12 protein-coding genes are annotated in these 12,908 nt (G+C 71.5%); 6 read left to right on the forward strand and 6 right to left on the reverse strand.

Features of this window, described 5'->3' with window-relative positions; translation table 11 throughout:
* Positions 1 to 15 precede the first annotated feature (15 nt).
* The 5 genes from OG738_RS23220 (at position 16) to OG738_RS23240 (ending at position 4,024) form a co-directional block, all read left to right on the forward strand.
* On the forward strand, positions 16 to 1,320 hold the full coding sequence (locus tag OG738_RS23220) for an NAD(P)-binding protein (RefSeq protein WP_329044052.1): 1,305 nt from the start codon (positions 16 to 18) through the stop codon (positions 1,318 to 1,320).
* A complete protein-coding gene (locus tag OG738_RS23225; RefSeq protein ID WP_329044053.1) occupies positions 1,313 to 1,759 on the forward strand; it encodes a DUF6187 family protein in 447 nt (148 codons plus the stop codon). The genes OG738_RS23220 and OG738_RS23225 overlap by 8 nt, the downstream gene beginning before the upstream one ends.
* Positions 1,731 to 2,282, forward strand: a complete 552-nt coding sequence (locus OG738_RS23230; protein ID WP_329044054.1) for a carboxymuconolactone decarboxylase family protein — start codon at positions 1,731 to 1,733, stop codon at positions 2,280 to 2,282. Before OG738_RS23225 ends, OG738_RS23230 begins: the two co-directional genes overlap by 29 nt.
* Positions 2,283 to 2,419: 137 nt before the next feature.
* Positions 2,420 to 3,454 (forward strand): 3-deoxy-7-phosphoheptulonate synthase, encoded by a 1,035-nt coding sequence (gene aroF / locus OG738_RS23235; protein ID WP_329044055.1) that lies wholly within the window; start codon positions 2,420 to 2,422, stop codon positions 3,452 to 3,454.
* 102 nt (positions 3,455 to 3,556) lie between these two features.
* The gene (locus OG738_RS23240) at positions 3,557 to 4,024 is read left to right on the forward strand and encodes an SRPBCC family protein (protein ID WP_329044056.1); all 468 of its coding nucleotides are present in this window, start codon (positions 3,557 to 3,559) and stop codon (positions 4,022 to 4,024) included.
* Here the strand turns inward: OG738_RS23240 and OG738_RS23245 are convergent.
* Positions 4,000 to 4,266 (reverse strand): hypothetical protein, encoded by a 267-nt coding sequence (locus OG738_RS23245; RefSeq protein ID WP_329044057.1) that lies wholly within the window; start codon positions 4,264 to 4,266, stop codon positions 4,000 to 4,002. The genes OG738_RS23240 and OG738_RS23245 overlap by 25 nt on opposite strands.
* A gap of 64 nt (positions 4,267 to 4,330) precedes the next feature.
* Here OG738_RS23245 and OG738_RS23250 point away from each other — a divergent pair, with 64 nt between their 5' ends.
* Positions 4,331 to 5,242, forward strand: a complete 912-nt coding sequence (locus OG738_RS23250) for a cytochrome P450 (RefSeq protein WP_329044058.1) — start codon at positions 4,331 to 4,333, stop codon at positions 5,240 to 5,242.
* Positions 5,243 to 5,258: 16 nt separating this feature from the next.
* Here OG738_RS23250 and OG738_RS23255 read toward each other — a convergent pair whose 3' ends face one another.
* From OG738_RS23255 to OG738_RS23275, 5 genes are all read right to left on the reverse strand, one after another.
* Positions 5,259 to 6,671, reverse strand: a complete 1,413-nt coding sequence (locus OG738_RS23255; RefSeq protein WP_329044059.1) for a cation:proton antiporter domain-containing protein — start codon at positions 6,669 to 6,671, stop codon at positions 5,259 to 5,261.
* 29 nt (positions 6,672 to 6,700) lie between these two features.
* Positions 6,701 to 8,875 carry a molybdopterin oxidoreductase family protein gene (locus tag OG738_RS23260; protein ID WP_329044060.1) on the reverse strand — a complete coding sequence of 725 codons (2,175 nt, stop codon included), beginning with the start codon at positions 8,873 to 8,875 and terminating at the stop codon, positions 6,701 to 6,703.
* 88 nt (positions 8,876 to 8,963) lie between these two features.
* A complete protein-coding gene (locus OG738_RS23265; RefSeq protein WP_329044062.1) occupies positions 8,964 to 10,430 on the reverse strand; it encodes an NAD(P)/FAD-dependent oxidoreductase in 1,467 nt (488 codons plus the stop codon).
* Positions 10,427 to 11,221: an SDR family NAD(P)-dependent oxidoreductase gene (locus OG738_RS23270; RefSeq protein WP_329044063.1), complete on the reverse strand. Its 795-nt coding sequence runs from the start codon at positions 11,219 to 11,221 to the stop codon at positions 10,427 to 10,429. Before OG738_RS23270 ends, OG738_RS23265 begins: the two co-directional genes overlap by 4 nt.
* Positions 11,222 to 11,471: 250 nt before the next feature.
* Positions 11,472 to 12,845 (reverse strand): condensation domain-containing protein, encoded by a 1,374-nt coding sequence (locus OG738_RS23275; RefSeq protein ID WP_329044064.1) that lies wholly within the window; start codon positions 12,843 to 12,845, stop codon positions 11,472 to 11,474.
* Between the last annotated feature and the right edge of the window lie 63 nt (positions 12,846 to 12,908).

Raw genomic sequence — 12,908 nt, forward strand, 5'->3', positions numbered from 1 at the left:
CCCGGCAGGGGCCTCGTGATCACGTTCGTGCCCGAGCCGCACCTGCTCGACTCGCCCCGCGGGCGTGACTGGCCGCGCGTGGGCGCACCGGTCCGCCCCGGCACCACGCCCGGGAACTCGGCCGACGTCGTCATCGTCGGGGCCGGCCCGGCGGGGCTCGCGGTCGCTTCCGCGTTGTGGCACCACGGCGTCCGCGACGTCGTGGTGCTCGACCGGACCGGCCGCCCCTGCGGGCGGTTCTTCGACCGGATCGACCGCCTCGGCCAGCGGGTGCTGCGCTCGCCGTACGAGCACCACCCCGGCGTGGAGGGGTACCGCGACTGCGAACTGCTGGACTTCGCCCGGCTGCACTGGGCGCGGTTGACGCGCACCGAGCGGCGGGAGATCCGGATGGCGCAGGCCGGGCACCGCTCGGTCGTGCCGGTCGACGTCTTCGAGGCCTACTGCGACCACCTCGTGACGAGCCACCACATCGCGGAGACGACGTGGCAGGCGTCCGTGCGCGAGGTGCTGCCGACCGCCGACGCGGTGACGGTGCGCGCGGACCGGTTCACCGTCACCGCGCGGCACGCCGTGCTCTGCCTCGGCGAGGAGCGCAGCCCGGCGCCCGACGCCTGGTGGGGCGGCGGCCGTCCGCCGGCCGGAGTGTCCTTTTGGGACGAACCGGGGCCCGCGGGCGGGCCGCGCCAGATCGTGGTCGGCGCCGGGCTCACCGCGGCGCACCTGATCGCCGACGCGCTGCGGGCCGGCCGCCGGGTGCACTGGGTGGTCCGGGAAACGGCCGAGCGCTACCAGTGCGCCGACGTCAATTCGTCGTTCTTCCGCCCGGAAGGCCGTGCGCGCTTCGACGGCGTCGACCGGGCCGGGCGGCTGGAGCTGATGCGCCGCCACCGGCGAGCGTCGATCATGTTCGAGTTCCGCCCGCTGCTGCGGGAAGCCGAGTCCGACGGGCGGCTGGTCGTCCACCGCGGCGAGGCGGTGAAGGAGATCGGCGACGGCGTCGTCTGCCGGCTGGAGAGCGGGCGCGTGGTCGAGGCGGACACCGCCGTGCTGGCCCTCGGCACGACGCCGTCGAGCGGCGCCGGGCTGATCCCCGCGGACCTCGTGGGCGAGCGGGACGGCTGGCCGGACCTGGACGAGCGGACGCTCCGCTACACCCACGCGCCGCGCGTGTCGGTGGTCGGGGCGGCGGCCGGGCTGATGCTCGGGCCGGCCGCGCGCAACATCGACGGCCACCGCGTGGCGACCGCGCGGGTGGCCGCGTCGATCGCGCACGGCCTGCGCCACGGAGACGTCTGCGGGGAGCGAGTCGGTGCCTGACACCCGGTTCGCGCTCCCCGCCGTCGACGATCCGGGCTCGACCGAGGTGGGCGTCGTCCTGCTCGGCCTCGACGCGCAGCGCCTGCTGGCCGGGCTCGGGTTCGCCCGGCTCGCCGACGATCCGGCGCTGGTGACGCAAGCGGTCGACCAGGCCCGGCACGGCGCGGCCGGGTTCGGCTTCCCCGGCCTGGTCGCGGCCGGGTGCACGCGCTGGCGCGCGGTCCGCGGAGCCTTCGCGAGCCCGCCGGGGACATCGTCTCCCGCCTCGCTGCGCCGGGCGTGGGCCGAGGCCGCCGAGCGGGCCGCCACCGCCGTCCCCGACGCCGGCCCGGCCTCGATCGCCTACCTGACCGCCTGTTCGCTGCGCCGCGCGGAAGTCGACCGGCTGGCCGACGGAGACGGAGAACCCGATGTCGTACCTGAAGTCCCTGCCGGCTGAAACCCGGCTCCTGCACGTGTTCGAGGCCTATCCCGGTCCGGCACGCCCGCTGCTGGACCTGCACGAGCAGGTGATGCGCGCCGGCTCGCCGTTCACCCCCGGCGAGCGCGAGCTGATCGCCGCGTACGTGTCGGGCGTGAACAGCTGCGGCTACTGCCACGGCATCCACACGGTCACCGCGGAGGCGTTCGGCGTCCCCGAAGGGCTGCTCGCCGCCGCGGTGCGCGACCTCGGTTCCGCGCCGGTGGACGAGAAGATGCGGCCGGTGCTGGCCTACGTCGGCAAGCTGACCCGCACGCCGTCCCGGATGACCGACGCCGACGCCGAAGCCGTGTTCGCCGCCGGCTGGGACGACCGTGCCCTGCACGACGCGATCCAGGTCTGCGCGCTGTTCAACTTCATGAACCGCGTGGTGGAGGGCGTGGGCCTGCGGGCCGACGACGCCTACGCGACGACGTCCGGCCGGCGGCTGCGCGACATCGGGTACGCCGGCCTGGCCGAGTTCCTCCCGAAGGTGAGCTGAACGGCCACCCCCTGCGCAACCGTGAGGACGCAGGTACTCGCCGTCCCGCCGGATGCTCGATCGGCAGCAGCCCCGCCGGCGCCCGCCGGTGGCGGACGGCGGATGCGCGGAGGGGTGCGGAGATCATGGTGATCGTCATGGCCGTCGATGCCACGGCCGAAGACGTCGAAGCGGTCGTCGAACGGGTGACCGCGGCGGGCGGCGAAGCCTTCGTCAGCCGCGGGGTGAGCCGGATGGTCATCGGGCTGGTCGGCGAGGTCGACCGGTTCGAGGCGCTCAACCTCGGCGCGATGCGGGGCGTGCGCAGCGTCACCCGCATCTCCGCCAAGTACAAGCTGGTGAGCCGGGAGCACCACGCGGACCGGTCGACGGTGCACGTCCGCGGCGTGCCGATCGGCCCGGACACGATCACCCTGATCGCCGGGCCGTGCGCGGTGGAGACGCCGGAGCAGACCCTGGAGTCGGCGCGGATGGCCCAGGCTGCGGGCGCGACGTTGCTGCGCGGCGGCGCCTTCAAGCCGCGCACGTCGCCCTACGCGTTCCAGGGGCTCGGCGAGCTCGGCCTGCGGATCCTGGCCGACGTCCGGGCCGAGACCGGCCTGCCGGTGGTCACCGAGGTGGTCACGGCCCACGACGTCGAGATGGTCGCCCACTACGCGGACATGCTCCAGATCGGCACCCGGAACATGCAGAACTTCGCGCTGCTGCAGGCGGCGGGGGAGGCGGGCAAGCCGGTGCTGCTCAAGCGCGGCATGAACGCCACCATCGAGGAGTGGCTGATGGCCGCCGAGTACATCGCCCAGCGCGGCAACCTCGACATCGTGCTGTGCGAGCGGGGGATCCGCACGTTCGAGACCGCTACCCGCAACACCCTCGACATCTCCGCGGTGCCGGTGGTCCAGCAGCTCTCGCACCTGCCGGTGATGATCGACCCGTCCCACTCCGGCGGCCGGCGCGACCTCGTGCTGCCGCTCTCGCGCGCGGCGGTCGCGGTGGGTGCCGACGGCGTGCTCGTCGACGTCCACCCCCATCCCGAGCAGGCCCGCTGCGACGGCCCGCAGGCTCTGGTCGCCGACGACCTGCGCGTCCTGCAGCGCTCGATCGAAGACCTCGCCGCGGTGCTCGGCCGGAAGCCGCCGACCTGGTGGAACCGGCGCTTCCTGGCCGGGTGAGCGGCCGCAGGGCCCGAGGTCCGCACGCTCGAATGTTCCTTCGTGGCAAGGGTTCTGGCTAATCTGCGGGGACGGTTCCCTCAACCCCGTGGAGTTTTCGTGATGGTCAAGCCGAAGCACACGATGTACCAGACCACCGTGCTCGACGCCGATCCGGACACGGTCTGGACCGAGGTCCGCGACGTCCTGAAGCTGGTGAAGATTCTCTTCGGCGACACCGTGGGCGGCGTGGCGTGGGTCGAGGGCGGTTCGCCGGAGCGGGTGCCGGCGCGCTACCAGTTCACGATGCTGGCCACCCAGGGGCTCGTGCAGCAGGAGGTCGCCGGGCGCGACGACGTGGCCCGGTCGCTCACCTACCGGACGCTCGCGCCCGTGCTGTGCCTCTACGACTACATCGCCACCTACCGCGTCTTCCCGGTGACCAACGATCCCGGCCGCAGCTTCCTGGAGTACTCGCGCGAGTTCATGGTCACCGACGACGCCGAGCCGGGGATCGTCGAGGCGCTCATGTCCATGATGGACAACCAGATCAGCGTCGTACGGGACTACTTCGCGACGCCGGCCCGGTAGCCACGATGGACCGGACACTGCCGCCGGGCGACGTCCCCTTCCTGGACGTCGCCGAGCCCGGGTTCGGCTTCGGGACGCCGGAGGTGGCCGAGGCGCAGGCGAAGAACTGGTACGCGGAAAGCCCCGTGGGCCTGCTCGTCCTGCGCTACGCCGAGGCGCACGCGCTGCTCCGCGATCAGCGGCTCGACCACGACGGCAAGCGGTTCCTGGAGATGAACGGCGTCTTCGCCGGGCCGATCCACGACTGGTTCGTCCCGATGATCATGAACCACGACGGGGCGTACCACCGGGCGCCTGCGCGGCCTGGTGAGCAAGGCGTTCACCCCGCGGATGATCGCGGGACTGCGGCCGTTCGTCCGGACGCGGGCGCGGCAGCTGGCCGAGCGCCTGGCCGCGGTGGCGGAGTGCGAGTTCGTCGAGGACTTCGCCAACCCGTTGCCGCTCGCGGTGCTGAGCGAGATGCTCGGCGTGCCGCCCGAGGACCACGGCGTCTTCCACACGTGGACGACGGACATCGGCTTGGTCTTCAGCCTGGCGCTCGGAGGCGACGTCGTGACGCGCGTCGAGTCCGCGCTCGTCGGGCTCGACGAGTACATCGCTGCGCTGATGGCGCGGAAGAAGGCCGCTCCGGCCGGCGACCTCATCTCCGCGCTCGTCGCGGCGCACCAGGACGACCCGCTGATCAGCACGGAACACCTGCGCAACCTCATCGTCACCATGGTGTTCGCGGCGCACGACACGACCCGCCACCAGCTCGCCAACGCGATGGTGGCCTTCGCCGAGCACCCGGCGCAGTGGCGGCTGCTGGGCAGCCGGCCGGAGCTGGCCGACCGGGCGGTCGACGAGGTGATGCGCTGGCTCCCCTCCTCACCGACGATCTACCGGTTCGCCGCGCAGGACTTCGAGTACCAGGGGCTGTCCATCACCGAGGGCACGTTCCTCACCATGTGCGTGACGGCGGCCCAGCGCGATCCCCGGGTCTTCCGCGACGGCGCCACGTTCGACATCACGGTCGCCCGCGAGGCCCCGCTCCTCCAGTTCGGCGCGGGACCGCACCACTGCCTCGGCGTCGCCCTCGCCAAGGCCGAACTGGCCGAGGCCCTCCCGGCGCTCGCCGCCCGCCTGGCCGCCCCGGCCTTCGCCGGCCCCTTCACCTGGCGCCCCCCGGTCGGCATCCACGGCCCGAACACGCTGCCGTTGCGCTTCGGCCCCGCCTGAGCACGGCGGGGGTTCCTCAAGCGGCCTTCGGCAAGTCCTCCTCGACCGGGACGAGCCGGAGCCTCGCCTCGCGTCGTCCGGCGCGCTGGTCGAGGTAGGTCGCGATCGGTGCGGTCATGGCCGTGGAGACCAGGGCCATGAGCACCAGCATGGTGAACATCGTCTGCGACAGCACCCCGAGGTCCAGCCCCACGTTCAGCACGACCAGCTCGGTGAGGCCCCGGCAGTTCATCAGCACGCCGATCTGCAGGGACCGGCACAGGCTCTCCCCGACGCTGCGCGCCGCCACGGCCGCGCTGGCCAGCTTGCCCACCACCGCGACCAGCAGGATCGCGCCGCACCACAGCCACAGCGACGGGTCGGCGAGGAGCCCGAGGTTCGTGCGGAGGCCGCTGAAGGCGAAGAACAGGGGCAGCAGCAACGACGTGGTGATCCCGTTGGTGTTCTGGTGCAGCCACTTCTCGGCCACGTTGCCGCGCGGGAAGACCAGGCCGAACATGAACGCGCCGAACATCGCGTGCACGCCGATCCACTCGGTCGCCGTCGCGCACAGCAGGACACCGACCAGGGCCAGCGGGGCGAGGCGGCGCAGCGTCGTGTCGGGGGTCCGGGCGAAGAACTTCGCCATCAGCGGGCGGCCGACGAAGAACAGCAGGCCGGCGAACGCCGCGGCCAGGCCGAGCGTCAAGAGCACGCCCACCAGGGACGACGCCGTGACGAGCGCGACGACCATGGCGAGCAGCGACCACGCGGTCACGTCGTCGATCACCGCGCAGGTCAGCGCGACCACCCCGGACCGGGTGTGGAACATCCCGGTGTCCTTGAGGATCCGGACGAGCACCGGCAGCGCCGTGATGCTCATCGACACCCCGATGAACAACGCGAAGGCCAGCGATCCGACGCCCTTCGGCGCGAACTTGGCGTACGCGACGGCGGCGAGCAGGATGCCGAGCACGAACGGCACCGCGATGCTGACGTGGCTGACCACCAGGGCCAGGTGCCCGCGGCCGCGGATCAGCTTGGTGTTCAGCTCGAGCCCGGTCAGGAACACGAACAGCACGATGCCCACCTGCGCCAGCACGTTCAGCTGGGGCATGATCGCCTCCGGGAGCAGGGCGGCCGCGGCCGACGGCGAGATCGCCCCGAGCACCGACGGGCCGAGCACGATGCCCGCGGCGATCTCGCCGATCACCGGCGGCTGGCCGATCCGCTGCAGCACCCAGCCCGCAGCCTTGCACACGATGACGACGACCGCGATCGCCAGCAGCAGCTGGGCCAGCGGATGCCCGATGGCGGCCGCCCTGGACGCCCCGACCGGCCCTCGGTGCTCCCGGGTGAGCAGCGCGATCGCGGCCAGCACGGGGAGCACGACGAGCAGGCCGTAGACACCCACCGCGCGCCGCCCGTGCTTCTGCCTGGTCTGCGTCATCGAGGATCTCCTTTGGTGCGAAGGCCGTGCTACGACGCGTACGGGCGGACCGTGACCGGCACGCCGTTGAACACGGCGTTGCCGGACGGAACGTCGAGCACCAGCTCGTCGGTCAGCGCGTTCGCGTTCACCCCGGGGTGCCGGGCGGCGACGCGCTGGCTGCTGCCCGCGTGGCCCCAGCCGTGCGGGAGGCTCACGACGCCCGGCATGATCGCGTCGGTCGGCTCGACGTCGACGACCACCTCGCCGGCCGACGAGCGCACGACGGCCCGGTCGCCGAGGCCGTACCGGGTGACGTCGGAGGGGTTGACGTGCAGCGTGCACTGGTTGCTGCCGCCGACGAGCGACGGCACGTTGTGCAGCCAGCTGTTGTTGGACCGCAGCTGCCGCCGTCCGATCAGCAGCACCTCCGGCGCCGGCTCGGCCAGCCGCGCGCGCAGCCGGGCGAAGTCGGCGACGATCGGCTCCGGCGTGAGCTCGATCCGGCCGGACGGCGTGCACACCAGCTCCTTCAGCCGCGGCTCGAGCGGGCCGAGGTCGATGCCGTTCGGCTTCTCCTTCAGCTTCGCCAGCGAAAGGCCGTACGGGCCGAACTTCAGCAGCGTGTCCAGGATCCGCTCCGGGCCGTCGTCGCCCTCGATCGTGGCCCGCAGCACCTCGACGTCCATGCCCTCGACCGGCGAGCCGGGCAGCTGCGTGGCCCCGGTCAGCAGCTGGCCGATGAAGCCCTCGTCGACGGCGGACGCCGGCACCTGCAGCGGCGCGCCGCCCGCGATCAGCGTCAGCCGCGCCAGGATCTCCGCCTCCGACCGCTGGTCTTCGTCGAGCGGCAGCGCCGCCGGGGAGTAGCGGGTGTAGTTGCGCACCATGACGATCTGCATCAGGAAGTCGTAGTGCGCCATCTGCAGGATGCGCGGCGGCGGCAGGATGACGTCGGCGTGCCGGGTGGTTTCGTTGAGGTACGGGTCGACGCACACCATGAAGTCCAGCGCGTCGAACGCGCGCCCGAACCGCGGTCCGTTCGGGGCGGCGACGACCTGGTTGGCCGCGATGTTGATCAGCGCCCGGACCTGGCCGTCGCCGGGCGTCTCGATCTCGTCGGGCAGCGTCGCGGTCGGCAGCTCGCCGAGCACCTCCGGGAAACCCTTGACGCGGCTGCGCCAGCGGCCCCACTCGAACGGCTGCCCGGTGCGGAACACCTCGAGCGCGGCGGTCCGCGTGAACATCGTGCCGCCGGGGTTGTCCAGGTTGCCGGTCAGGATGTTGATGACGTCGACGAGCCACTGCGTGAGGGTCCCGAACTCCACGACCGACCCGCCCATGCGCGAGTACACCGCGGCCGTCGGCGCCGCGGCCAGCTCGCGGGCGATCCGCGCGATGTCCTCGGCGGGCACGCCGCACACCAGCTCGGCCGCCGCGGGCGAGAACTCCTCGGTCAGCGCCGTCAGCTCGTCGAGCCCGGCGACGTCGAGGGTCACCGTGGCGAGGTTCTCCTGCAGCAGCGTGTGGACGATCCCCAGCAGCAGCACGGAGTCCGTGCCCGGCCGGACGAAGAAGTGCTCGTCGCAGTGCTTCGCGGTACGGGTGCGGCGCGGGTCGACCACGACCAGCTTGCCGCCGCGCTCGCGCAGCGCCCGCAGCCGCGCCGGCATGTTCGGGGCGCAGAACAGGGAACCGTGCGACTCCATCGGGTTCGCGCCGAGGACGAGCAGGTAGTCGGTCCGGTCGATGTCCGGCACGGCGATGGCGAACGGGTCGCCGTAGAGGTGCGCGCAAGCGACGTGCTTGGGCATGTGGTCGATGGTGCCGGAGGAGTAGACGTTCTTCGACGCCAGCGACTGGATCAGCGGGATGCGGTAGAGGAACCCGGCCATCGTGTGGTAGGTCGGGTTGCCGAAGTAGACGGCGACCGCGTCCCGGCCGTGCTTCTCGATGACGCCGGTGATGCCGCGCTCGACGGCCTGGAACGCCTCGTCCCAGGACGCCTCCCGCCACTGGTCGCCCTCGCGGATCATGGGGTGGCGCAGGCGGTCCGGGTCCTCGTCGAGGGTGCCGATGCTCGCGCCCTTGGGACAGAGGTAGCCGGCGGTGAACGGGTCGTCGGAGTCACCGCGCACTTTCGTGACGCGGCCGGCGGGGTCGAGGTCGATCTTCAGGCCGCAGACGGCGTCGCAGATGGGACAGGTCCGGTGCGCGGTGGTCATCGCCACTCCAGGGGTGGGATCGCCGGTACGGGCACGGCCACGACAGTCCCGTGAGGACTGTCGTGGCCGTGGTGAACAGGGAGAACGGTCATGCCGCCTTCGGCAGCTCGGCGGCTTCGCCGAACGCGGGTTCGACGCCGTCGGCCACCGGGAACGTGTACGGCTCACGGCTGTCCTTCGCCGGGCCGAACAACGACTTCCACAGCACCTTCAGTGCGAAGCCCGGCTTCATCAGCGCTTCCGGCTTCTGGACGAGGCCCGCGGTCTTGAAGTACTCGGCGGTGATCGCGCCGTCGTGGGTGGCGGCGATCTGCACCCGCTTCAGGAACCAGTTGCCCATCTTGACCTTGAACGAGCGCTCGCCCTCGACGCCCGGCAGGCTCAGGTCGATCTGGTTGGTCATCTCCCAGGCCTGGTCGATGGCGTCGGTGGCCAGGTCGCGGAAGTAGTCCTGCGGCACCGGCGCGGCGCCGCTGTGCAGGTGCTGCCGGAGGACGAGCGCGCACAACGCGGCCACGCTCATGCCCTGGGCGTACACGGGGTTGAAGGTGGTGACGGCGTCCCCGGTGACGAGCAGGCCCTCGGGGAAGCGGCGCAGCTTCTGGTAGTGGCGGCGCAGCGTCGTCGGGAACTTGAACGGCATCGCCTTGTCGACCGGGTCCGCGTACCGCAGCGTGTTGTACACGTCCTTGGCGGGCAACGACTTCAGCCACGCCATCAGGCCGTCGTAGTCGGTGGGCGGGTGGTCGCCGAGGATGCCGTAGGTGGTCAGCTCCACCTTGCCGTCCTCGACCAGGAAGAAGACGTTGCCCCGGGGCACGGCGGCGTGCGCGATCTGGTTGATCGCGACGTCGTTCTGGAACCCGTTGGCCCCCTCGCGCAACCGGAAGTGCTGCGTCACGTAGCCGAGGTCGATCTTCTTGCGCTCTTCGAACGGCTTCTCGTAGCCGAGCTGCTCCAGCCAGACCGGGGTCCGCGAGCCGCGGCCGGTGGCGTCGACCACCAGGTCGGCCTCGATGACCTCGTCGGTGTCCGTGCCGCGCTTCTGCACCCGGGCCCCGGTGACCTGGCTCTTGTCGGCCGTCGTGGTGAGGCCGAGGATGTCGTGCTCCTCGACGAAGGTCACGTTGGCGAACTGCTGCACGCGCTCGCGGATGAAGTACTCGAACATCGGCCGCACCACGCCGAGCGTGGTCAGGCCGGCGTGCTGCTGCTTGAGGCGGTTGCCCCGGGCGTACCACCGGCAGGAGCCGGACAGGTCGCCGGACGGCACGCCGTAGTCGATCATCTCCTGGGTGAGCCCGGGGAAGAGCTCCTCCATCACCTGCACGCCGCGGGCGAGCAGCCCGTTGGCCTGGTGGCTCTGCGGGCAGAACCGCCGGACGCCCTTGACGCCGACGAGCTTGTCGCGGTCGACGATCAGCACCTCGTCGTAGGCGTCCGCGAGCACCCTGGCCGCGAACAGTCCGGCAATGCTGCCGCCCAGCACCACCGCGCGGGTTCCAGCTTCCTGGACCATCGCGGTCACCTCCTTGATCCGTGGGGTTTGCGTCACAGCTGAACGGTCGTGTTCATCGGCAGCGAGCCGACGAGCCCGCCGTCCACGCCGAGGTCCTGGCCGGTGATGTAGGCCGCCTTGTCCGACAGCAGGAAGGTCACCGCGTCGGCGACCTCCTCCGGCGTGCCGAGGCGGCCGGCGGGCACCAGCTGCCCGCACACGTCGCGAGCCTCGTCCGTCGGGGCGAGCTCGTCGAGCATGTCCGTGCGGATGAAGCCGGGGCTGACGGAGTTGACCCGGATGCCCTGGCTCGCCAGGTCGGCGGCCAGCAGGCGGGCCAGGCTGGCGACGGCGGCCTTCGTCGACGCGTACATCGTCGCCAGGCCCATCGCCAGGCCCATGCCGCGGTGCGCGAGGCAGGTGCTGTTCAGCACGACGGAACCGCCGTCGTCGAACAGCGGCAACGCCTTCTGGACGGTGAAGAACGCGCCCTTGAAGTTGACGCCGACGTACCGGTCGAAATCGGCTTCGCTGACGTCCGCGCGGGGGGCGATGGGATTGTACGAGGCCATTCCGGCGTTGGCGAAGACGCCGTCCAGCCTGCCGAAGCGGTCGCGGACCCGGGTGGCGAGCTCGTCCAGCTCGTCCTCGCGGGACACGTCGGTACCGACCGCGAGCACCCGATCCCCGCGGGGATCGAGGTCTTTCGCAGCCCGGTCGAGCACCTCGGCGCGACGCCCGGCGAGTACCAGGTTCGCGCCCGCGTCGACGAGCTGCCGCGCGGTGGCAAGACCGATGCCGCTGCCACCACCTGTGATGAGAACTGTCTTGCCGTCGAAAGCAGCCATGCGAAAAGCGTCACACCTGCCACGTGCAGTGACGTCTCCAGCGTTGCGGAAGGGCGGACGTGGCCGGCCGGAAACCGCGCACGTCCGGAGAACCGTGCCGGGTTCGGCGGGTGATGATGGTGGCGGACAGACGTCAACGCACACCGGAGGATCCCGCGTGGGCGTGGGGTGGACAGGCGAAACGCACACCGGAGGATCCCGGTGTGCGTTTCGTGTGTGCGTGGGTGCCGGGGTCAGGCGGACCCGCCGGTCACAGGTCCCGCACCGCGATCGTGGGGTTGGTCGTGACCAGCGCCAGGATCTCGCGGTAGTTCCCCAGCAGCTTCTCGATCGTGGACTCGAGGAAATCCGCCTTGTTGTACCGGGCGTGCGCGGCGATTTCGCCCGAGGGCAGCAGGTCCACCGTGAACACGATCCCGTTCGGGATCTCGGAGGTCTCCGAACTCGACTGCACCCGCCGGCGCACCTCGGTGTAGGTGAGGTCGCCGACGGTGGTGTCCTCCATGAGGCCCGGGAACTGGAACGACTGGAACGCGCAGGCCGAGAGGTTCCCGGCTTCGTAAGGCTTGTTGAGGTCCGGTGCCTCGGCCGCGATGTGCGCGAACGGCAGGTCGTAGGCGTAGGCCTCCAGGCAGGTCGCCCGGGTCCTGGTGACCAGCGCGGTGAACGTCGGGCAGTCGGACAGGTCGGTGCGCAGCGGCACGAGGTTGAAGAACGGCCCGATCGCCTCGGCGAAGCGTGGCTCGCCGCGGCCGGACGACAGGGTCGGGACGACCACGTCGGCATCGCCGGTCATCTTGTACCAGAGAGCGTTGAACGCGGCGAGCAGGACCATGAACGGCGACGCGCGGAGCCCCTTGGCCAGGTTCTGGGCCGCGGTGGCCAGCTCGCGCGGGAAGATCTGCCGGTGCACCGCGTACCCGTAGGGCACGCCCTCGGGCTGGTCCGTCGTGAGCATGGACATCTGGGCGCCGTCGAGCTTGCGCCGCCAGTACTCCCGGGCGCGTTGCGCGTTCTCGGAGGCCAGTGCCTCCTGCTGCCACGCCGAAAACTCCTTGTACTGCACGGGAGCCGGCAGGTCGGCGGGGCCGAAACCCTTGTGCTGCGCGTAGAGTGCGGCGATCTCGCGGATCAGCACGGCCATCGAGTAGCCGTCGCTCGCGGTGTGGTGGGTGAGCAGCACGAGCACCGCGTCGCGCTCGTCGAAGCGGCCCAGCACCGCCCGGATGTGCGGCAGGTGCGCCGCGCGCAGTTCGAAGTGCTCGACCTCGTTGATGAAGCCGTCCGCGCGCTCGTCACGGGATCGGGCGTCGTCGGCGGGCAGGTCGATCACCTGGAGGTCGACCGGAGTCGGCGGCAGCACCCGCTGGTGGTCGTCCCCGGTGCCGCGGATGACCTCGGTGCGCAGGATCTCGTGCCGCCGGACCACGTCGTCGAGTGCGCCGCGCAGCGCGGGGACGTCGATCTCGCCGGTGACGCGCCAGCCCAGGTTGACCAGGTGCCGCGGACCGAACGCGCCTTCGTCGTCGCCCTTGTCGAAAATGCAGAACAATTCGAGGTTCGCCGACAGCGGAAAACGGTTCGGCTGCGCACCCGATGACGGGAACACCTCGGCAACAGTCATTTCCCGGACTCCTCGACATCACGGCTGAATGGGCGCGGCGACGCGCCCGTCGCCGCTGGTCGA

The sequence above is a fragment of the Amycolatopsis sp. NBC_01488 genome, from assembly GCF_036227105.1.
Lineage (GTDB): Bacteria > Actinomycetota > Actinomycetes > Mycobacteriales > Pseudonocardiaceae > Amycolatopsis.

Coding starts and splice junctions, on each gene's coding strand:
- OG738_RS23255 (WP_329044059.1), bottom strand. CDS start 6,671: ATGACGCAGACCAGGCAGAAGCACGGGCGGCGCGCGGTGGGTGTCTAC.
- aroF (WP_329044055.1), top strand. CDS start 2,420: ATGGCCGTCGATGCCACGGCCGAAGACGTCGAAGCGGTCGTCGAACGG.
- OG738_RS23260 (WP_329044060.1), bottom strand. CDS start 8,875: ATGACCACCGCGCACCGGACCTGTCCCATCTGCGACGCCGTCTGCGGC.
- OG738_RS23230 (WP_329044054.1), top strand. CDS start 1,731: ATGTCGTACCTGAAGTCCCTGCCGGCTGAAACCCGGCTCCTGCACGTG.
- OG738_RS23240 (WP_329044056.1), top strand. CDS start 3,557: ATGGTCAAGCCGAAGCACACGATGTACCAGACCACCGTGCTCGACGCC.
- OG738_RS23275 (WP_329044064.1), bottom strand. CDS start 12,845: ATGACTGTTGCCGAGGTGTTCCCGTCATCGGGTGCGCAGCCGAACCGT.
- OG738_RS23270 (WP_329044063.1), bottom strand. CDS start 11,221: ATGGCTGCTTTCGACGGCAAGACAGTTCTCATCACAGGTGGTGGCAGC.